This is a genomic window from Microbacterium sp. AC145 (genome assembly GCF_979258505.1).
The window spans coordinates 1540036-1560452 of record NZ_OZ409859.1 but is presented as its reverse complement, the minus strand read 5'-3'; the positions used below and the strand labels follow the sequence as shown (position 1 = coordinate 1560452).

19 protein-coding genes and 1 tRNA gene are annotated in these 20417 nt (G+C 67.4%); 10 read left to right on the top strand and 10 right to left on the bottom strand.

The window, feature by feature from the left end; translation table 11 throughout:
• Together ACZZZN_RS07705 and ACZZZN_RS07700 are read right to left on the bottom strand one after the other, a co-directional pair.
• Complete coding sequence (locus ACZZZN_RS07705; protein WP_463504579.1) at positions 1 to 858, bottom strand: 3-hydroxyacyl-CoA dehydrogenase; 858 nt, start codon at positions 856 to 858, stop codon at positions 1 to 3.
• A 35-nt stretch (positions 859 to 893) separates the two neighbouring features.
• On the bottom strand, positions 894 to 1340 hold the full coding sequence (locus ACZZZN_RS07700; protein WP_463504578.1) for a MarR family winged helix-turn-helix transcriptional regulator: 447 nt from the start codon (positions 1338 to 1340) through the stop codon (positions 894 to 896).
• 88 nt (positions 1341 to 1428) lie between these two features.
• Between ACZZZN_RS07700 and pepN the strand changes: the two genes are divergently transcribed.
• Positions 1429 to 3942 carry an aminopeptidase N gene (pepN, locus tag ACZZZN_RS07695; RefSeq protein ID WP_463504577.1) on the top strand — a complete coding sequence of 838 codons (2514 nt, stop codon included), beginning with the start codon at positions 1429 to 1431 and terminating at the stop codon, positions 3940 to 3942.
• Here the strand turns inward: pepN and ACZZZN_RS07690 are convergent.
• Together ACZZZN_RS07690 and ACZZZN_RS07685 are read right to left on the bottom strand one after the other, a co-directional pair.
• Positions 3909 to 4787: an aminoglycoside phosphotransferase family protein gene (locus ACZZZN_RS07690; RefSeq protein WP_463504576.1), complete on the bottom strand. Its 879-nt coding sequence runs from the start codon at positions 4785 to 4787 to the stop codon at positions 3909 to 3911. The two genes, pepN and ACZZZN_RS07690, sit on opposite strands and share 34 nt — an antisense overlap.
• Before the next feature lie 2 nt (positions 4788 to 4789).
• On the bottom strand, positions 4790 to 5428 hold the full coding sequence (locus ACZZZN_RS07685; RefSeq protein WP_463504575.1) for an MBL fold metallo-hydrolase: 639 nt from the start codon (positions 5426 to 5428) through the stop codon (positions 4790 to 4792).
• Between the two features lie 153 nt (positions 5429 to 5581).
• On the opposite strand from ACZZZN_RS07685, the gene ACZZZN_RS07680 reads away from it, so the two are divergent.
• Positions 5582 to 5654 (top strand) — tRNA-Glu (locus tag ACZZZN_RS07680).
• A 73-nt stretch (positions 5655 to 5727) separates the two neighbouring features.
• On the opposite strand, the gene ACZZZN_RS07675 is transcribed toward ACZZZN_RS07680, so the two are convergent.
• The 3 genes from ACZZZN_RS07675 to ACZZZN_RS07665 all read right to left on the bottom strand — a co-directional run bounded on the left by ACZZZN_RS07675 (position 5728) and on the right by ACZZZN_RS07665 (position 8773).
• The gene (locus ACZZZN_RS07675; RefSeq protein ID WP_463504574.1) at positions 5728 to 7047 is read right to left on the bottom strand and encodes an acyltransferase family protein; all 1320 of its coding nucleotides are present in this window, start codon (positions 7045 to 7047) and stop codon (positions 5728 to 5730) included.
• 83 nt (positions 7048 to 7130) lie between these two features.
• Positions 7131 to 8219 carry a DUF4349 domain-containing protein gene (locus tag ACZZZN_RS07670; RefSeq protein WP_463504573.1) on the bottom strand — a complete coding sequence of 363 codons (1089 nt, stop codon included), beginning with the start codon at positions 8217 to 8219 and terminating at the stop codon, positions 7131 to 7133.
• On the bottom strand, positions 8216 to 8773 hold the full coding sequence (locus tag ACZZZN_RS07665; RefSeq protein ID WP_463504572.1) for an RNA polymerase sigma factor: 558 nt from the start codon (positions 8771 to 8773) through the stop codon (positions 8216 to 8218). Before ACZZZN_RS07665 ends, ACZZZN_RS07670 begins: the two co-directional genes overlap by 4 nt.
• Before the next feature lie 276 nt (positions 8774 to 9049).
• Here ACZZZN_RS07665 and ACZZZN_RS07660 point away from each other — a divergent pair, with 276 nt between their 5' ends.
• Positions 9050 to 10054: a TerC/Alx family metal homeostasis membrane protein gene (locus tag ACZZZN_RS07660; protein ID WP_463504571.1), complete on the top strand. Its 1005-nt coding sequence runs from the start codon at positions 9050 to 9052 to the stop codon at positions 10052 to 10054.
• A gap of 12 nt (positions 10055 to 10066) precedes the next feature.
• Here the strand turns inward: ACZZZN_RS07660 and ACZZZN_RS07655 are convergent, their stop codons facing one another.
• Positions 10067 to 10660 carry an LON peptidase substrate-binding domain-containing protein gene (locus ACZZZN_RS07655; protein WP_463504570.1) on the bottom strand — a complete coding sequence of 198 codons (594 nt, stop codon included), beginning with the start codon at positions 10658 to 10660 and terminating at the stop codon, positions 10067 to 10069.
• Positions 10661 to 10746: 86 nt separating this feature from the next.
• On the opposite strand from ACZZZN_RS07655, the gene ACZZZN_RS07650 reads away from it, so the two are divergent.
• Positions 10747 to 11244, top strand: coding sequence for a DUF427 domain-containing protein (locus ACZZZN_RS07650; protein WP_463504569.1), 498 nt, complete (start codon positions 10747 to 10749; stop codon positions 11242 to 11244).
• Between the two features lie 18 nt (positions 11245 to 11262).
• Here the strand turns inward: ACZZZN_RS07650 and ACZZZN_RS07645 are convergent, their stop codons facing one another.
• Together ACZZZN_RS07645 and ACZZZN_RS07640 are read right to left on the bottom strand one after the other, a co-directional pair.
• Positions 11263 to 12576 (bottom strand): LLM class flavin-dependent oxidoreductase, encoded by a 1314-nt coding sequence (locus ACZZZN_RS07645; RefSeq protein WP_463504568.1) that lies wholly within the window; start codon positions 12574 to 12576, stop codon positions 11263 to 11265.
• Entirely contained in the window at positions 12573 to 13868 is a 1296-nt protein-coding gene (locus ACZZZN_RS07640) for an O-acetylhomoserine aminocarboxypropyltransferase/cysteine synthase family protein (protein ID WP_463504567.1), read from the bottom strand. The genes ACZZZN_RS07645 and ACZZZN_RS07640 overlap by 4 nt, the downstream gene beginning before the upstream one ends.
• 187 nt (positions 13869 to 14055) lie before the next feature.
• On the opposite strand from ACZZZN_RS07640, the gene leuC reads away from it, so the two are divergent.
• The 6 genes from leuC to ACZZZN_RS07610 all read left to right on the top strand — a co-directional run bounded on the left by leuC (position 14056) and on the right by ACZZZN_RS07610 (position 20409).
• Positions 14056 to 15507, top strand: a complete 1452-nt coding sequence (gene leuC / locus ACZZZN_RS07635; protein WP_463504566.1) for a 3-isopropylmalate dehydratase large subunit — start codon at positions 14056 to 14058, stop codon at positions 15505 to 15507.
• 2 nt (positions 15508 to 15509) lie between these two features.
• Complete coding sequence (gene leuD / locus ACZZZN_RS07630) at positions 15510 to 16106, top strand: 3-isopropylmalate dehydratase small subunit (protein WP_463504565.1); 597 nt, start codon at positions 15510 to 15512, stop codon at positions 16104 to 16106.
• A 63-nt stretch (positions 16107 to 16169) separates the two neighbouring features.
• Positions 16170 to 17537, top strand: coding sequence for a UDP-N-acetylglucosamine 1-carboxyvinyltransferase (murA, locus tag ACZZZN_RS07625; protein ID WP_463504564.1), 1368 nt, complete (start codon positions 16170 to 16172; stop codon positions 17535 to 17537).
• Positions 17538 to 17542: 5 nt separating this feature from the next.
• Positions 17543 to 18298, top strand: coding sequence for a lysophospholipid acyltransferase family protein (locus ACZZZN_RS07620; protein WP_463504563.1), 756 nt, complete (start codon positions 17543 to 17545; stop codon positions 18296 to 18298).
• On the top strand, positions 18288 to 19421 hold the full coding sequence (locus ACZZZN_RS07615; protein WP_463504562.1) for an NAD(P)H-dependent glycerol-3-phosphate dehydrogenase: 1134 nt from the start codon (positions 18288 to 18290) through the stop codon (positions 19419 to 19421). The genes ACZZZN_RS07620 and ACZZZN_RS07615 overlap by 11 nt, the downstream gene beginning before the upstream one ends.
• Complete coding sequence (locus ACZZZN_RS07610) at positions 19327 to 20409, top strand: D-alanine--D-alanine ligase family protein (RefSeq protein ID WP_463504561.1); 1083 nt, start codon at positions 19327 to 19329, stop codon at positions 20407 to 20409. The genes ACZZZN_RS07615 and ACZZZN_RS07610 overlap by 95 nt, the downstream gene beginning before the upstream one ends.
• Positions 20410 to 20417: the final 8 nt, after the last annotated feature.

Here is a 20417-nt window from a genome sequence, read left to right as displayed (position 1 = left end):
TCAGCTCTCCCGCGGGTAGGTGTAGAAACCCTCGCCGGTGGCGACGCCGAGCTTTCCCTTGTCGATGTACTGCTCCTTGAGCAGGTCGGCGAAGCGCTGCTGCTTCTCTCCGCCCATGCGGGAGATGTTGTACGCGGTGGTCAGACCCACGATGTCGTAGATCTCGAAGGGACCGGCGGGAGAGCCGGTGCCGATGCGCCAGGTGGTGTCGATCGCCTCGGGCTCTGCGATCCCGTCGACGAGGAGTTCGGCTCCGGCTTCGAGGAACGGCACGAGGAGGGAGTTCAGCAGATATCCCGCCTTCTCCTTCTTGATCTGGATCGGGACCATGCCGATCTGCGTGGCGAACTCGACGACCTTCTCGTAGACGGCAGGGTCGGTGTCGGGCGTGCCCATCACCTCGGCGGTGTTGTGCGACCAGATCTCGTTCGCGAAGTGCAGTGCGAGGAAGCGATCCCGCCGGCCCGTGGACTCCGACAGAGCGCTGGGCAGCAGGGTCGAGGAGTTCGTCGTGAAGATCGTCGTCGCCGGCGCCGCGAGGGCGAGGGTGCGGTAGATGCCCTGCTTGAGCTCGAGGCTCTCCGGGACGGCCTCGATCACGAGGTCGGCGGTCGCCGCGGCATCCGCGAGGTCTGAGGTGAGGCGGATGCGACCGACGGCCGCCTGCGCGCCACCGTCCGCCGCGTTCTCGATGCCGTCGGCGACGTAACGCGCGGCGAGCGCTTCGAAACGCTCGGCAGCACGGTCGAGCGCTGCCTGGTCGATGTCGTATGCGACGACGTCGAATCCGTGGAAGGCGGTCTGGAACGCGATCTGCGATCCGAGGACGCCGGTGCCGAGAACGGTGATGTTCTTCATTTCTCTTCCTTCTCCGATGGCCTTGTGGGCCGTGGTCATGATGCGGCGTCGCCGCGGTCGAAGCGCTGGAGGTCGTGCGCGAAGCGCGACACCTCAGCATCCGACCACTGCGCGAGATGGGTGTCGATCACGTGCTGCAGCGTGTCGAGCGTTCCCCGGAAGGCTTCTTCGCCCTCGGGTGTGAGTGCCAGCGGGCGCCCGCGCCCTGCCGTCGCGGGCATCTCCTGCACGAGCCCGAGGGTGATGAGGGACGAGAGCTGCCGAGACACCGTGGATCGGTTGAGCCGGAACATCTGGGCGATGTCGGTCGAGCGGATACCGGGCTCGTCGGCGATGGCCATCACGATCGACTGGTCGGTGATCGAGAGTCGAGTCTCGCCGGACCGGGCATCGACCAGGCCGCGGCGGGTGATCGCCAGCAGGGACCGCAGTACTGTGGCGCTGTCCTGACCTCGTGCGTCCGACTCATCCACCTGTTGCATAATGCAACTCTAGACCCGATTGTTGCATAGCGCAACGCGCGCACGGGTAGGGGGCATGGTCTTCGGTGCCGGATGACAGGATGGAGACATGCATACCGCCAACCTCACGCGAGAGGAGACCGCTGCGCGATCCGCCACCATCTCCGTTCGCAGCATCCGCGTCGAACTCGATCTGACCGGAGCGCCCGAGCGGGCGCGCAGTGGGTTCCCGACGGTCACGACGCTCGAGTTCGCATCGACGACCTCGTCGACCTGGCTCGACTTCATCGGCGAGAGCGTGGAGCGCGTCGTCGTGAACGGCGTCGACCAGGAGATCGTCTACGACGGCGCCCGGATCGTCGTGCACGATCTCGCGGGCGTGAACACGATCCGCGTCGAGGCGGTCGGGATCTACAGTCGGTCCGGTGAGGGGCTGCACCGCTTCCACGATCCTGTCGATGACCGCACCTACCTCTATACGCAGTATGAGCCGGCCGACTCTCGGCGCGTCATGGCGTGCTTCGAGCAGCCGGACATCAAGGCTCCCTACACGTTCGTGATCGACGCGCCGGCTGGATGGGAGGTCCTCTCCAATCAGTCCGCCGCGACGGTCGACGCCGGCGTCGGGGTGCAGCGCGTCGAGTTCGCCTCGACGCTGCCGATCTCGAGCTACATCACCTCTGTCGCCGCGGGCCCGTACGCCCGCGTGCACGGCGAGTGGCGGCGCGACGAGCAGCACATCGCGCTCGGCGTGTTCGTGCGGCGATCGCTGGCGCAGTACCTGGAGTCGGACGAGATCCTCGATGTCACGCGTCAGGGTCTGGACTTCTTCACGGATGCTTTCGCGTACCCGTATCCCTGGGGCAAGTACGACCAGATCTTCGTCCCCGAGTACAACCTCGGTGCGATGGAGAACCCGGGGCTCGTCACCTTCACCGAGGCCTACCTCTCTCGGGGCGCGGCGACGGACGCCCAGCGGGCTGCTCGGGCGAACACGATCCTGCACGAGATGGCGCACATGTGGTTCGGCGACCTCGTGACCATGAAGTGGTGGGACGACCTGTGGCTCAAGGAGTCCTTCGCCGATTACATGGGTTCACACGCGTCCGCAGTCGCGACGCGTTTCCACGACGCCTGGGTGAAGTTCGCCGCCAACCGCAAGGCCTGGGCGTACCAGCAGGACCAGTTGCCGACAACCCACCCGATCGTCGCGGACATCACCGACCTCGAAGCCGCCAAACTGAACTTCGACGGGATCACGTACGCCAAGGGCGCCGCCGTGCTCAAGCAGCTGGTCGCCTTCGTCGGCGATGACGCGTTCTTCGACGGCGCGCGCAGGTACTTCGCCGAGAACGCGTTCGGGAACACGACGCTCGACGACTTCCTCGTGCAGCTCAGCGCGGTGTCCGGCCGAGACATGTCCGAGTGGTCGCGCGCCTGGCTGCAGACCACCGGGGTCTCGACGCTGTGGATCGAGAAGGATGCCGACGGGGCATCCGTGCTCGTGCAGACGGACCCGCGCCCGCATCGGCTGCGCATCGGTCTCTACGACGACATCGACGGCCGCGTCGTGCGCCGCGACCAGATCGCGCTCGACATCCACGACGAGCGGACTCCGGTGGAGCTGCCCGACGCCTCCCTCGTGCTGCTCAACGACGACGATCTCACCTACGCCAAGGTGCGCCTCGATGAGGCATCGCTGACGACTGTGCAGAACTCGCTGTCCGCCGTCGAGGATCCGCTCGCACGAGCGGTCATCTGGTCCTCTCTCTGGAACGCCACCAGGGACGGAGAGCTCGCAGCGACCAGGTACACGTCGATCGTGAGGGCACATGCTGCTCATGAGTCGAACATCGGGCTCCTGAGCGGCGTGCTCGCTAACTCGCTCTTCGCGATCCGGCACTATGTCGCCGACGACGACCGGGCACAGGAGCAGAGGCAGTGGATCGAGGCGGCGTGGAGTGCACTCCAGTCGGCGGATGCCGGCAGCGACGCGCAGCTCTCGTGGGCGCGCGCTCTCGCGGCGGCGTCCGCCTTCGATGACACACGCGCCCGAGACATCCGTGCGATCCTCGACGGAGCGACGCCTGAGGGACTCGTCGTCGATCCGGACCTCCGGTGGCAGCTGCTGACCGCTCTCGTGACGACGGGTCATGCCGGCGTGGACGAGATCACGGCGGAGCAGCAGTCCGATGACACCGGGAGTGGCCGTACCGCGGCGCGCCGGGCGCTCGCATCGCTTCCGGACGCCGTCGTGCGCGCCGCCGCCTGGGAGCAGGCGTGGAACGACGAGTCGCTCAGCAACGATCATCTCGACGCGGTCATCAGCGGATTCCGCGCGGGTGGACGACGCGACCTGATCGCGGTCTTCGACGACGAGTACTTCGCAAGGCTCGGCGGCGCCTGGTCTGAGCGGAGCATCGAGCTGGCGCGGCGCCTGGTGGTCGGGCTGTTCCCGGCCGCGCCCAGCCTTGCGCCGGTGGATACCTGGATCGCCGACAACGCCTCGGCACCCGCCGCTCTGCGGCGTCTCGTCGTCGAGCAGCGCGATCACCTCGCCCGTGACCTTCGCGTGCGGGCAGCGCAGGGTCAGTCGGCGTCGAGTTCCGCGGCGGTGCTCTGACCCACCGCGAGGTGGTCGGGGCGATCGTCGCTCTGCGTCAGCAGCACGAGCGCGATGTAGGCGGCCCAGGCGCGTGCGCGCACCCATGTCGCGTCGTCGTAGCGAGAACCTGCGGCTGCCCGGAATGCCTCGCGCCCCGGCGCATCGAAGAGCATCCATGCCGACGCGAGGTCGTAGGCGGGGTCGCCGACGGTGACGTCACCGAAGTCGATGAGTGCCGCGAGTGAGCCCGCGTGCACCAGGATGTTGCCCGGGTGAAGGTCTCCGTGGATCCAGACGCGCTCGACACTCGGCGTCGCCGCCAGCCCCGCGGCCCAGGCATCGCGCAACGCCGACCGAGTCGAGAGGGCGTCGAGGCGAGGACGCATGGCGCCGTCGCGAGTGGCCAGCTCTCGACCGCGCACGGGATTGATCGCCGCGTCGTCGGGGGCCGGAGCGTGCAGGGCGCGAAGCGCCTCTGCGAGCCGTGGCGCCCACGAGGAGTTCTCGACCCGCGACGACGCGAGGGCGTTCGCCCCGTCGATCCAGGGAATCACCGACCACGGCCGGGGGAACACGTCGTTCGGAGCTCCGGCGAGCACGGGGATCGGAGTGCGGATGCCGAGCGCCGCCAGCGCCGGCCCGATCTCGGGCAGGGCGCGCTCCTCGTTCGTGATGAGCGGCACTGCGAGGGCTCGCCGCGGCAGCCGCACGACGAGGTCCGCACCGAGACGCCACATCGCGTTGTCCCACCCCTCGGCGAAGAGGCTGAGCGGAAGGTCGGCCCACTGGGGCGCCGCCGTTCGAAGCAGCGCGCGCACGCCGTCTTCGTCGAGCGAGAACTCAGCCAAGGGGGAGTCGGCCATGCTCAGATGTCGAGCGACTCGCCCGGCTCGAGCACCGAGAACACGCCGCCGCCCTGCTCTGTCGCCCACTGCAGACGCTGACGGTGCATCGTCTTTCCTGCCACCGAGAGCGTCATGTCATGCGTGCCGAACGCACGACGCGGCTTCACAGCCAGGACGTAGTCCATCGCCTCGCCGATCTTGAGCCACGGAGCGCCGAGGGGCGCGGCGAGGGTGCCGACCTCGATGCCCTCTGGCACGGCGTAGGAGTCTCCGGGGTAGTAGAACTCATCGTTCACCAGAACCCCGACGTTCTCGACGCTCGGGAGGGACGAGTGGATGACCTCGTGCGTACCGCCGAAGAAGTGCAGCGAGAACGCTCCGACCTCCACGGTATCGCCGGGTGCGACCACCGAGATCTCGTAGCCCTCGGCCGCGCGCGCGACACCGGCCGGTGCGTAGATCGGTGTGCCGGGAGCCGCGCGCAGGATGCGGTCCAGGTGCTCGGGGGTCCAGTGATCCGGGTGCTCATGGGTGATGACGACGGCGACGAGGCCGGCGAGATCGTTCAGAGGAGCGGTGAACGAACCCGGATCGATGAGAAGGAGGTCATCCCCCTGCTGGATGCGGAGAGCAGCATGTTCGAATTTCGTGACGCGCATGGGACGAGTCAACTCCTTCCCGGCGTCCGTGGCAAACCCTCGAGCGGGCGCGCCACGCCCGGGAATCGAGCAGGTTCGGGCTCGATTTGGCGACGTGAGAATCGTCGTGGCATACTTGAACAGTTGTCGCGGCACGGAAACGTTCTGCCAGACGGCCCCATCGTATAGCGGCCTAGTACGCTGCCCTCTCACGGCGGTAACGCGGGTTCGAATCCCGCTGGGGTCACACAACACACGAAAGCCCTCGGTTCTCCGAGGGCTTTCGTCGTATCCGGCGCGCATCGCTGCCCGCGAGTACGTCAGGCAGCATTCTGTCGCGCCCCTGTCAGCCACAGCGCGAGAGCGGTGCATGCGAGCGCGAATGCGGCGAGTGGGAAGTCGAGGCCGTACGCGGTGATGGCGATGATCGGTGCGATGAAGACCAGCACCGCGGCGACCACAGCGGCCTTCGATGAGAAACGAGCGGGGCCCGCGGCCGGAACCTTCTCGAACCGGATCAGCCAGAGCGACAGCACCCAGACGGCGGCGAGGACGACGATGAGGAACAGCGGCCGGGTCCACCACCAGACAGCGCTTCCCGGTGCCGGAAGCGGGATAGGCAGGGCGAGCTGGATGCCGATCAGGACCATGATCATCGGCAGATGCCACAGGTAGATGGTCATGAGTCGTGAGCCGATCAGGAAGACCACGCCCTGGGCCGCTCGATGCCTCATGAGCGCCGTCAGGGGTGCGTGCAGCAGCGTGAGGGCGGCGGCCTGTATGACGGCGAGCATGACCATGGCTGTGGTCGGAGGCCACTGGTTGCCGAGCATGTTCCAGGAGTATCCGCCCATCGACACGAGGCCCCAGAGCGCCGCGTAGCCGGCGCCGATGAGCAGCAGCAGCTGCCACCAGCGGCACGCACCGAACCAGCCGTCGAACAGGAAGAACCCGATCTGCTGCGCGAACAGCCAGACGAACACGATGTTCGGGATGCCGAAGAGCTCCTGGCCGAGCCCGTAGCCCGTTCCGGCGACAGGTTGGATGCCGAGGAATCCGCCGATGACGGTGAACCGGAAGGTGTCGACGAGCACGGCGCCCGCGAGGAGGCCGAGAAGCACCCAGGCGCCGTACCGCTCGTGCAGCCGCATCATCGCCGGTGCGAGCGCCTGGACGATCATGTACGCGGCGAGGAACCACAGAGGAGAGCCGACACCGATGGCGACGGTGTCGACGAGCGTCGGATCGATGCCGATCAACCGCGTCGCGCCGAGAACGACGGTGAAGAAGACGAACAGGGGGAGCGCGGGGCGCGCGAGTCGCAGAAGACGCACCCGCACGAAGTCCTCCGCGGAGTCTCCGCGGGTCGACGCGGATCGCCATCCCGCGCGGGCAGCGTATCCGCCGACGACGAAGAACAGCGGCATGATGTTCGCTATCCAGGACGCCGCCGTGAACCAGGACTGCGCTTCGACGGTGCGCTCGATCAGCAGCGACCCGTCCGGCGCCCGGCCGACGCCCGTGAACAGGATGTGCACGAACACGACCAGGACGACGCAGACGACCCGTGCCAGATCGAGGGTGAGATCGCGACCTGCGGGGACCGTACGGGTCGTCGAATCGGTGGCGGCGCTGCTCATGCCGACGACTCTAGCGGTGACGGGAGGCTGCCGACGGGAGCGGCCGCAGGAGCGGGAGGGGCGGATCCTTCGGCGCCTGTGGCTCAGTCCTCGGCGGGCGGTTCGCCGGCTGCACGGCGAGTGCGCCGTGCGCGACGGATGAGCCAGATCACCAGCACGACCGCGCCGGCGAGGGCGAGCCATGGCAGGAGGAAGCCGACCGCGACGACCAGCGCGTTCACCGACACCACGAGGCCGTTCCAGCCGGCGAGCAGACCGTCTGCGAAGCCGGCGGGATCGGCGGTCGTCGGTGGAGTCGTGCGCGTCAGCTGCACCTGCAGGCTGGACATGGCGACCTGGTCGTCCAGCGAGGCGAGCTGCTGCTCGTAGGACTCGAGCTGCGCCTGGCGATCGGTGAGCGCGACCTCGGCCTCGATGAGTTCCGCGACCGTGCCGGTCTGGGACATCAACTCGGTCAATCTCTGCACCGATGCCCTGGTGGCATCGACACGCGCACGCAGGTCAATCGCCGTGGAGGTGACATCCTGCTTCGAGATCGATGAGGAGAGAACGTCGCCCGAGTCCGCGAGCTCGTCGACGACGGCGGCGAGATCGGCCGAGGGTACGCGGATGCTGATCCAGCCGTACCCGGCATCGGCGGGTGCAGGCTCCGAGGTGGCGTCGACGTTCTGGCCGATCTCGGTGCTCTCGACATAACCGCCGTACGACTCGGCGAGTGCGGTGATCGCGGCCGCGGCGTCGCCGATGTCGTTCACCTGCACCATGGCGTTCGCCGTGGCGATGATCTCTCGGTCCGTGGCGTCGACGGCACCCGGAACCAGGCTCGACGACTCCGCAGAGTCGGATGCGGCTCCCGGCGCGCTCTGGTCGACGGATCCTGCGCGCGAATCCTCCAGGGCCACGCCTGAGGGCATCTCTCCGCTCCCCGCAGTGCTCATGGCGCTCCCGCCCACGATGCCGAGTATCGGGGGAGTGATCAGGACTCCCACCACGAACGCTGCGGCTATACCGGTGCCGGTCAGCCAGCGGCGGCGGCGCGCTCGCGATCGGGCTGCCGCCGGGGTCTCGCGAGGGCGCTCGGTCGCGATCTCCGCGAACACCGCGCGCTCGATGCGGGTCATCGCGGCATCCGAGAGCTCGGGGAGGTCGTCGGAGGTGGTCTTGTCGTTCATGCGTCGCTCGCTTCCTTCACGGCACCGCGCAGTTGGGTGCGGACTCGGGAGAGACGGTTTCGGACGATGGCATGACTCACTCCGAGCTCGTCGGCCGCAGCCTGGTAGGCGTACCCCTCTGCTGCGCAGAGGCGGAAGATCTCGCGGTCGAGATCGCTCAGGGTGCCAACCTCAGCCGCGATCCGCGCCGCCAGGGCTGCGGTGATCACCTGCTCCTCGACGCTGCTCGTCGAGGGGATGGTGTCATCGACGGCATCCGTCGTGTTCGCCTGGTCGCGTCTGCGCTGTCGCAGACGGTTCGCGGCCTGGAAGCGGCAGATCGTCGCGAGCCAGGGGAGCAGGGACTCTCCCTGCAGCTCGAGTCCCGGCAGCTTGCGCCACGCGGTGACGAACGTCTCCTGCGTCACGTCCTCGGCATCGGCGGGTGAGCCCAGCAGGCCGTGGGCGATCCAATAGACCGGTCGGACATGTGAGCGGTACAACTCGCGGAAGGCACTCTCGTCACCTGTCGCGGCCTGCGCCACCCATTTCTGATCACTCGTCTGCACGGGCATCCCGTTTCCGTTCGGTGTCTCTCACCTGGGAAGTGTCGACGGATTCCTCATCGTCTCAGATCAGTTCACGGGTCGCACGGAACTGTTCCGCCATTCCGCGTTCGCCCGGCTAGAATCGTGGACGCGAGAGGGAGTATCCCGCAAGCGCATCCACCGTCATCACGAGCACCGTCATCGCTGCTCCGGTCGTGCGACGCATTCCATGCGTGGGAGAGACTTTCGGCAGTTTTCCGACCCCTGCGATTATTCGGCCCCCCTGAAAGGTGCAGAGCACCCTTGGACATTCCTGTCTGGTTCGAGATCACCTCGATGGTCGTCCTCACGATCATCCTGATCGGAGACCTCCTCCTCATCCGCCTCCGTCCGCACATCCCCTCGACGAAGGAGTCGACGCTGTGGGTCGTCTTCTACGTCGGGCTCGCTCTGCTCTTCGCGGTACTCCTCGGCAACGTGGCGGGATGGCGCAACGCCGGTGACTTCATCACCGGGTGGGCTTTGGAGTACAGCCTCTCGATCGACAACCTGTTCGTCTTCGTGCTGATCATGGCGCAGTTCGCCGTGCCGCGACGTCTGCAGCAGCAGGTGCTGATGTTCGGCATCATCATCGCTCTCATCCTGCGCGGAGCGTTCATCCTGGTGGGCGTGGCCGTGATCGAGCACTTCTCGCCGATCTTCTACATCTTCGGCGCCTTCCTGATCTACACCGCGATCAAGCAGGCGATGCCCGAGGGCGAGCACGAGGACGACATCAAGCGCGAGAACTTCATCGTGCGTCTGCTGCGCCGCCGTATCGACATCAGCGAGACCTACGACGGCGCCAGGCTCCGCACCACCGTCGACGGCAAGCGCATGTGGACCCCGATGGTCATCGTGTTCATCACGATCGGCGTCACCGACCTCATCTTCGCGATCGATTCGATCCCCGCGATCTTCGAGATCACGACGAACGGTTTCCTCGTCTTCGCGGCGAACATCTTCGCTCTGATGGGCCTGCGTCAGCTGTACTTCCTGCTCGGAGACCTGCTCGACCGCCTGCGCTACCTGCACTACGGCATCGCCGTGATCCTGGGGTTCATCGGCATCAAGCTGATCCTGCACGCCCTGCACGAGAACGAACTGCCGTTCATCAACGGCGGCCAGCACGTCGAATGGGTGCCCGAGATCGACAACCTCGTCTCGCTCGGTGTCATCATCGTGTCGATGACCGTCGCCACTGTCGCCAGCCTGATCGCGGCGTCGCGCGAGAAGTCGGCGGCGAAGAAGGCGGCGATCGTCGAGTAGGAGCGAGGCCCGTCACTCGGCCGACCAGAGGATCTCGGCCTCGAGCGTGAGATCGATGACCTGGCGCAGCAGGGCGCCGACAGTCGTCGCCCGCAGCAGTGCGTGCCGGTCGTACTCTCCGAGCGGCGCGATGGCTGCGAGCTGCCACGACGCGGCGATCGGGTCGTCCGACAGCTCGGTCTCGGGATCCCACGGCCCCTCGACACGGGCGAGGACTCGCCGCACGATCACCTCCGCTTCGGTGCGCAGCGGGGTGAGCGCATCGTTCCAGGTCAACTCGGGCAATGGATCGACCTCTGCCCTCGGGTAGGGGTCGTCTTCCACCCACTGCTCGACAGTGAACCGGTCGGTGCCCACGGCGATGATGTGCAGTACGTCTGCATCCGCAGACACGGTGGCGAGTCTGGCCGTCGTGCCGACGCTGCTGCGGCGATCACCGCCTCCGACCTCGTGGCCGCGCTCGATCAGCACGACGCCGAAATGAGCGTCTTCCTGGTCGAGGAGCTGTCCGATCATCGTCAGATAGCGCGGCTCGAACACACGGAGCAGCACTGGCGTGTGCGGAAAGAGCACCGAGCCGAGCGGGAACATGGGGAGCGGGACCATGGGCCCAGTCAACACCGCACGCCCTCGTGTGAACAGCATCGAGCGGAGAACGGCGTCGAGCGGATACAGCGCCGTACAGTGAGGTCATGCGCAGACCCGATCCGATCACCCCGGCTCCCGGACAGGAATCCGTGTGGGACTATCCTCGGCCGCCGCGGGTGGAGCCGGTGCGAGAGCGCGTGACCATCCGCCTGGGCGGTGAGCTCATCGCCGACACCGATGATGCGGTGCGGGTTCTCGAGACGAGTCATCCGCCCGTGTTCTACCTGCCGATCGCCGACTTCGTCGAGGGAGCGCTCACAGATGCCCCGGGGTCGTCGTTCTGCGAGTTCAAGGGAGCCGCGCGGTATCTCGACGTGCGCGGCGGGGGCCTCATCGCAGCAGGGGCCGCCTGGAACTATCCCGATCCCACGCCCGGGTTCGAGATGCTGGCGAAGAGAGTCGCCGTGTACGCGGGACCGATGGACGAGTGCATCGTCGGGGGCGAGACGGTGGTTCCGCAGCCGGGCGGTTTCTACGGCGGTTGGGTGACCTCCTCCGTCGTCGGCCCGTTCAAAGGTGTGCCCGGCTCCATGGGGTGGTGACCGGCCGACGCCGTCGGTTCAGAAAGCGCGCAGATTCGCCTGCAGCCCGCCCTCGACGTACTCCCGGCGCAGGATTCCGCGGCGTCGCAGCACGGGTACGAGCTCGTCGAGCGTGCGGTGCAGCGACACCGGGTGGAAGTCGCCCCACAGGAGAACGCCGTCGTTGCCCCAGTCTCCGAGTTCCTCGATGAGGTCGGCGAACTCTTCAGCCGTCCCGACGAAACCCGATCGGTCGGCGATCCGACCGGTGCGCGCGAGAGCCGTCAGATGTGCGCGCAGCGGGGCGTCGTCTCCGCGGTCGCCGATCAGGCGCCTGATGCTGCCCTGCGAGACGTGCTCTCCGAAGAGGGACTGATCGAGTGGGCGGTCGAGATCGAGCGACGTCAGATCGGTCTCGAGATCGCTCGACTGTTTGCGAGCGATCTGCACCAGGGCCGCGTCGTCGGGATGGGCGGATGCGGCGACGATGCGATCCGCCTCCTCCGGCGACGACGTGATGACCGGCTGGATCGCGAACAGGATCGTGATGTCGGCGGGGGAGCGGCCGGCAGCGATCGCGGCGTCATGGATCTTCGCCCGGTACGCGCGGACGGATGCTTCGTCCAGCGGTGCGAGTGCGAGCTGCACGTCGGAGTTGGCGCCCGCGAATCCGAGTCCACGGCCTGAGCCGCCGGGGGAGACGATCGCCGGTTCGCCACCGGTGAAGGGGACGGCGTTCAGGGGGCCGTCGAACGCGAAGTGCTCGCCGCGGTGCCTGACGGCGTGCAGCTTGGATCCGTCGGCGAACACCCCCGTCTCGCGGTCCTGCACGAGCGCGCCTTCGCCCCAGCTGCGCCAGAGCGATCGGATGCCGTCGAGCCACTCCTCGGCGCGGTCGTACGCGGCGTCGTGGCCGAGCTGGTCCGCGGCGGAGAAATGACGCGCGCTTCCGGTGTCGGTGACGACATTGAGACCGAGCCGGTGATCGCTGAGGTGCTGCAGCGTCGAGAACTGCCTGGCCGCGGTGTACGGCAGGTATGCCGCGGGGTTGACGGTCGGCACGACCCCGAGATGGCGGGTCGCCTGGAAGAGGAAGGGAGCGAGGAGGAGCGGATCGTGCTTCGGGCCGCCGAACGCGTGCCGCACACGCAGATCGATCGTCTCGACGGATCCGAGAGAGGGCGCATCCTCGATGATGACGAGGTCGAACCCCGCCTGCTCCAGAGTGCGGGCGGCGTCCTGATAGATCTCGGGGCGCGTCCAGTCGTAGTCCCAGTCGAGTGACGGGTATCCCCAGCCCTGCGGTCCGAAGCCACGCGCCAGGAACCAGCCGAAGTGCTGGGGCCTGCTCATGCGACAGCCTCCCGTGCCGGCTCGAGCACGCGGGTGAGGTCCGAGATGAGGTCGGCGACGTCCTCGATGCCGATCGACACGCGGAGAGTCCCGGGTTGGACGCCCAGGACATCCCGCTCCTCCTGCGTGCGGTGCGCGTGGCTGGTGGTGCCGGGGTGGAGGACGAGCGAGCGGACGTCGCCGATGTGGGTCATGTGGGTGAAGACGTCGACGCTCTCGACGAAGGCGCGTGCCGCGTCGAGTCCGCCGCGGAGGGTGAACGTGAAGATCGAGCCGTGACCGCCGTGGAGGTACCTCTGCGCGAGCGCGTGGTCGGGGTGCGTCTCGAGTCCCACGTAGTCGACGCTCTCGACCGCGTCCTGTGCGGCGAGCCAGCGGGCCACCTCGAGAGCGTTGCGGGATTGGCGTTCGACCCGCAGGCCGAGCGTCTCGGCGCCCTGCCCGATCAGGAAGGCGTTGAGGGGAGACGGTGAGGCGCCGAAACGGGGCGCCACGGATTCTCGCGCATAGGCGATGCGGGCCTTGCCGCCATGTCGGGAGGCGACGCTCGGAAACCCCCCGCGGCCGGGGAGCACGAGGTGCGGCGCATTGTGACCGGCCTTCTCGGCGTCGAAGCGTCCGTCGTCGACGATGACCCCGCCGAGTACCGATCCGTGGCCGGCCAGGAACTTCGAGGCGGAGTGCACCACGATCGCGGCGCCATGCTCCAGAGGACGCACCAGGAAAGGTGTGGCGAGGGTGTTGTCGACGATGAGCGGGATCGCCGCGTCGTCGGCGACGGCGCTCACGGCTGCGATGTCGATGATGTCGTTGCGGGCATTCGCGATCGACTCGGCGAACAGCGCTCTGGTGTTCGGACGGATGGCCTGCCGCCAGGCCTCGGGGTTCCCGATGTCGTCGATGAACGTGGCGTCGATGCCGAGGCGGGCGAGATTGTCGAGCAGCAGCCCGCGGGTGCCCTCGTAGATATGGGTGGACGAGACGATGTGATCGCCCGCGCCTGCCACCGTCAGGAGCGCGGTGACGACCGCTGCCTGGCCGCTGGCGACGAGAACCGCGTCCGCCCCGGACTCCAGCGCGGCGAGCTGGCGCTCGACCGCGTGGATCGTGGGATTGCCGGTGCGCGTGTAGCCGAACCCTGCGCCCGTTCCGAAGTGATTCGCCGCGTGATCGAAGTCGTCGAACTCGAAGCCCGCCGTCAGATAGATGGGAGTCGCGCGAGAGGAGGCGGCACCCTGATTCCTGGCGGCGTGGACGGCCCTGGTGGCGAAGCCGGTGGTCTCGTCGGTCATGCGGGTGCCTCTCGAAGGTGCGGGTGACAGTAGCGTGTCACGCGGCGACTCGGCGCGCTGAAGCGGTGGTAATCTGACGTCATGCGGATCGTGCTCCTTCTTAGCGGCCGCGACGAGACCTCGTTCTGAGCCCCTCCTCGTCGCGGAGTCCAACGTGGGCCGAACCGCCAGCTTCAGGAGAAACGCAATGAACATGCCCGCAGCAGACTCTGCTCCCGCACCCCGCAGGACCCTCGCCGAGAAGGTCTGGGACGACCACCTCGTCGTCAAGGGCGAGAACGGCGAGCCGGACCTCATCTACATCGACCTGCACCTCGTGCACGAGGTCACCAGCCCGCAGGCCTTCGACGGCCTGCGCTCTGAGGACCGCCCTCTGCGCCGGCTCGATCTCACGATCGCCACCGAAGACCACAACACCCCGACGTGGGACATCGACAAGCCCATCGCGGATCTCACCAGTCGCACGCAGATCGAGACGCTGCGCCGCAACGCCGCCGAGTTCGGCGTGCGTCTGCACTCGCTCGGCGACGCCGAGCAGGGCATCGTGCACGTCGTCGGCCCGCAGCTCGGACTCACGATGCCGGGCATCACGGTGGTCTGCGGTGACTCGCACACGTCGACCCATGGCGCTTTCGGCGCCATGGCGTTCGGCATCGGCACGAGCGAGGTCGAGCACGTGATGGCGACTCAGACGCTGCCGCTGAAGCCGTTCAAGACGATGGCGATCAACGTCGACGGCACCCTGCGTCCCGGTGTCACGGCGAAGGACATCATCCTCGCCGTCATCGCGAAGATCACCACCGGCGGCGGTCAGGGCTACGTCCTGGAGTTCCGCGGCAGCGCGATCCGCGCGCTGTCGATGGAGGGCCGGATGACGATCTGCAACATGTCGATCGAGGCCGGCGCCCGCGCAGGCATGGTCGCCCCCGACGAGACGACGTTCGAGTACCTGAAGGGACGCCCGCACGCGCCCAAGGGTCAGGACTGGGACGACGCCGTCGCCTACTGGCGCACGCTCCCCACCGACGAGGGGGCGACGTTCGACGCCGAGGTGTTCATCGACGCCGACGAGCTCGAGCCGTTCGTGACCTGGGGAACGAACCCTGGTCAGGGCAGCTCCCTCTCCGCCGCCGTCCCCGACCCCGCCGAGATCGTCGACGCCAACGAGCGCGCGGCAGCAGAGCGGGCCCTCGAGTACATGGATCTGACACCGGGAACGCTTCTCAAGGACGTTCCCGTGGACGCCGTCTTCATGGGCTCGTGCACCAACAGCCGCATCGAGGACCTCCGCGCCTTCGCATCGATCGTCGCAGGCAAGAAGAAGGCCGACGGCGTCCGCGTCATGGTCGTTCCCGGCTCCGCTCGGGTGCGCCTCGAAGCGGAGGCCGAGGGCCTCGACCAGATCATCAAGGACTTCGGCGCCGAGTGGCGATTCGCCGGCTGCTCGATGTGTCTCGGCATGAACCCCGATCAGCTCGCCCCGGGGGAGCGCTGCGCGTCGACCTCCAACCGCAACTTCGAGGGTCGACAGGGCAAGGGCGGACGCACGCACCTGGTGTCACCGCTGGTCGCTGCGGCGACCGCGATCCGCGGCACACTCTCGAGCCCCAGCGACCTGAACGAGATGGCGGAGGTCTGACCATGGAGAAGTTCACCACCCACACGGGCATCGCCGCGCCGCTGAAGCGCTCGAACGTCGACACCGATCAGATCATCCCTGCGGTGTTCCTCAAGCGGGTCACCAAGACGGGCTTCGAAGACGCGCTCTTCCACGGATGGCGACAGGACCCGGACTTCGTGCTCAACCAGCCGGCCTTCCAGGGCGCATCCGTCCTCGTCGCAGGTCCCGACTTCGGCACGGGGTCGAGCCGCGAGCACGCGGTCTGGGCACTTCGCGACTTCGGCTTCTCAGTGGTGCTCAGCCCCCGCTTCGCCGACATCTTCCGAGGCAACTCCGGCAAGCAGGGGCTGCTCGCGGCGACGATCTCCGAGGAGGATCTCGAGCGTATCTGGGCCGAGATCGACCGGAATCCCGGGGCTCAGATCACGGTGAACCTCGAGGAGAGGATCGCCTCGATCGGCGATATCCAGGCTGACCTCGGTATCGACGATTACACTAGATGGCGGCTCCTCGAAGGGCTCGATGACATCGGGCTCACACTGCGCAACGAAGACAAGATCGCGCAGTTCGAGGCCCGTCGCGAGTCGTGGCGGCCCCGCACCCTTCCCGTTCAGTGAACGGCGGGGCGGGTGAGCTGAAGGGCGACCCGCCCCGAATTCCCTGAACGAAGTGAGGCCCGAATGACGACACCCGTGCGCGACGCTCTCCCCGACGGAGCACCCGCTCTCACCGGAGACGTCCTCGCCATTCGCGGAGGGCGCCCGCTTCGCGGACGCGTCGACGTCAAGGGCGCGAAGAACCTCGCGACGAAGGCGATGGTCGCCACTCTCCTGGGCGAGACGGCGAGCACGCTGCGCGACGTCCCGGATCTCAGCGATGTCGCCGTCGTGCGTTCGCTGCTCGAGGTGCACGGCGTCCAGGTGACCCCCGGTGATGAGCCCGGCTCGCTGGTGTTCGACCCGGTCGGCGTCGAGTCGGCTCACTTCGAGGAGATCGACGCCCATGCCGGTGCGTCACGGATCCCGATCCTCTTCTGCGGACCTCTGCTTCATCGCCTCGGGCAGGCGTTCATCCCGGATCTCGGTGGTTGCCGCATCGGCGACCGTCCGATCGACTTCCACCTCGACGCGCTGCGCAAATTCGGCGCTGTCGTCGAGAAGCTGCCGAGCGGAATCCGTCTCTCCACCGGTGGCGAGCGTCTGCACGGTGCGAAGATCCACCTCCCGTACCCGAGTGTCGGAGCCACCGAGCAGGTGCTGCTGACCGCCGTCCGCGCCGAGGGCACGACGGAGCTGCGCAATGCCGCCATCGAGCCCGAGATCATGGACCTGATCGCGGTGCTGCAGAAGATGGGCGCGATCATCTCGTACGAGCCGAATCGGGTGATCTTCATCGAGGGCGTCGAGAAGCTCCGCGGCTACGACCACCGATCCATCTTCGATCGCAACGAGGCGGCGTCGTGGGCCTCTGCGGCTCTGGCGACGGACGGCGAGATCTTCGTCGGCGGTGCCAAGCAGCAGGAGATGCTCACCTTCCTCAACGTCTTCCGCAAGGCAGGCGGCTGGTTCGACATCCAGGAGGACGGGATCCTGTTCCGTCGCGAGGGCGAGCTCAAGCCGGTCGTCGTCGAGACAGACGTGCACCCCGGGTTCATGACTGACTGGCAGCAGCCGCTCGTGGTCGCTCTGACCCAGGCGAACGGCCGCTCGGTCGTGCACGAGACCGTGTACGAGAACCGTATGGGCTTCACCGAAGCGCTGGTCAAGATGGGTGCTGACATCGTCGTGCATCCGCGAGGACTCCAGGACGACGCTCGACGGGTGCCGCGACGCGATCTCGAGCAGGCCGCCGTCATCACAGGGCCGACGCCTCTGCACGGCGCCGACATCGTGGTGCCCGACCTCCGCGGTGGGTACAGCCACGTGATCGCGGCGCTGACGGCCGAGGGCGAATCGAAGGTCTCGGGAGTCGACATCCTCAGCCGCGGATACGAGAAGTTCCTCGCAAAGCTCGACGCGCTCGGCGCCGACTTCGACGTCATCCGGTGACGCGGATGGGTTCCCGGTCATCGGAGACCACGCGGCCCAGTGCGTTCTGGCCGGTCGCGGCGATCGCTGTGCCGTTGATCTCGCTGATCGCGAAGCTCCGCATCACCGGCGCTGAGAAGCTGCCGCGTGAGGGGGCGTTCGTGCTCGCGCCGAACCACTACTCCGAGTTCGATCCGCTCGTCGTCGCACTCGCGGTCTGGCGTATCGGTCGTGCGCCGCGGTTCATGGCCAAGGAAAGCCTCTTCTCGGTGCCCGTTCTCGGCGGGATCCTGCGCCGCACGGGCATGATCCCGGTGGCACGTTCCTCGTCGGCCTCGGCCGCGAAGCAGACGCTGAAGCAGTCTGCCGAGCTGGTCGAACACGGACGTGGCGTGATCGTGTATCCCGAAGGGACGCTGACCCGCGATCCCGACATGTGGCCGATGCGGGGCAAATCCGGAGCCGTGCGGCTCGCGCTGACCGATGGAATCCCACTCATCCCGATGGCCCACTGGGGCACACAGGAGATCATGGGGCGCTATCAGAAGGGGTTGAGCCTCTGGCCTCTCCGCAAGCCCGTCGACATCATCATCGGCGATCCCGTCGATGTCTCCGACCTCCGCGGTCGGGCCGGTGAGGCTGCAGCGCTGAACGAGGCCACGAACCGCCTGATGAACGCCATCACCGCGCTGCTCGAAGACCTGCGCGGCGAGAAGGCGCCTGCGGAGCGATGGAACCCGTCATCCCACGGCCAGAAGGAGACGGGTCGCCTTGACTCCTAAGCGAAACGCGGCCACGGGTCCCCGAGTCGCCGTGATCGGCGCCGGCAGCTGGGGGACCACTTTCGGGAAGATCCTCGCCGACGGCGGCGCGCAGGTCACGATGTGGGCTCGACGCGCCGAGCTGGCGCACGAGATCGACGAGGCCAAGCGAAACTCGCGATACCTGCCGGGCATCAATCTCCCGCGAACCATGGCGGCCACGCATGAGATCGCCATCGCGTTGCGCGACGTCGATCAGGTGTACCTGTCGGTTCCCAGCCAGTCGCTGCGGGAGAACCTCAAGGCGCTGAGGCCGCTGATCGCTGACAGCGATGCGAAGATCGTCAGTCTGATGAAGGGCGTCGAGCGCACCAGCGGACTTCGCATGAGCCAGGTGATCGAGCAGGAGCTGAGGTGCGACCCCGATCGCATCGCGGTCGCCTCGGGGCCGAACCTCGCGCTCGAGATCGCCCGGGAGCAGCCGACCGCCGCCGTGATCTCGTCGCGCAGCCGAGAGACGGCCGAAGAGGTCGCGCGCGCCGCGCGCAACAGCTATTTCCGCACGTTCGTGAACACCGATGTCATCGGAACCGAATTCGGCGGAGTGCTGAAGAACCTGATCGCGGTCGCCATCGGTATCGTCGACGGCGTCGGCTACGGCGAGAACACCAAAGCGTCGATCATCACACGAGGTCTCGTGGAGATGACCGACTTCGCTGTGGCCAACGGTGCGCACCCCGAGACCCTGCAGGGCCTGGCGGGTCTGGGCGACCTGATCGCCACATGTCAGTCTCCGCTGAGCCGCAACAACACCGCCGGTCGCCTTCTCGGCCAGGGGTACAGCTTTCAAGACGTCGTGAAGCAGATGCAGCAGACGGCCGAGGGGCTGGCCTCCGTCGCTCCGGTTCTGCAGCTCGCCCGCGAGTCGGACGTTCACATGCCCATCGTCGAGCAGGTGAAGATGGTGCTCGACGGCAAGATGAACCCGCGCGACATCGCACCCCACCTGACGACGGATGACGACACCCCACAGGGTGAGAGGACCAACCATGGACAAGCAGACGGTGGTGGTGCTCTTCGGCGGGCGCTCCAGCGAGCATTCGATCAGTTCCGCAACGGCGGGAGGAGTGCTGGGCGCGATTGATCGTGACCGCTACGACGTGATCCCCGTAGGGATCACTCGCGAGGGCGCTTTCGTCCTCGAGGACGACGATCCTGCCAAGTTCCCGCTGGATGCGGCACATCTGCCCGAGGTCGCCGATAACGGAACGCGCGTGCTGTGGCCCGAGCCCGGGGGAGACCGCACGCTTCGCGTGGTGCGATCCGACGGCACCACCGAGGGGTTCGGCGAGATCGACATCGTGCTCCCCATCCTGCACGGTCCGCACGGCGAGGACGGCACGATCCAGGGATACTTCGACACGATCGAGGTTCCCTACGCCGGCGGTGGAGTGCTCGACTCCGCCCTGTGCATGGACAAGCACTTCATGAAGATCGCTCTGCAGGCGGCCGGCCTTTCCGTGGCGCCGTGGGTGACGGTGCGCGCACGGCATTGGGCTCAGGACCCGGCGTCGGTTCGCGCCTCGGCGACTGATCTCGGTCTGCCGCTGTTCGTCAAGCCCGCGCGTGCGGGGTCGAGCGTGGGCGTCTCCAAAGTGGAATCACCTGAAGAGCTCGACGGGGCCTTGGCCATCGCCTTCGCGGAGGACGACAAGGTACTGATCGAGACGGGCGTGTCAGGGCGCGAGATCGAGGTCGCAGTCCTCGAGGGCGCAGACGGCATCCGCGCCTCGCTGCCCGGCGAGATCGTGCTGACCTCACGCGGTTTCTACGACTTCGAGGGAAAGTACCTCGGTGGCGACGGCGTCGACGTCGTGTGCCCTGCGGAGCTCGTGGACTCGGAGATCGCGGCCATCCAGGAGGCAGCGGTCCGTGCCTTCGAGGCCGTCGACGGCCGTGGCCTGGCCCGGGTCGACATGTTCCTCACCGGAACGGGCGAGCTTGTCGTGAACGAGCTGAACACGATGCCCGGGTTCACGCCGATCTCGATGTTCCCCAAGTGCTGGGTGGCTTCGGGGCTCAGCTATGGCGACCTGATCTCGGAGCTGATCGAGGCAGGGCTGCGCCGCTGAGTGCCGCC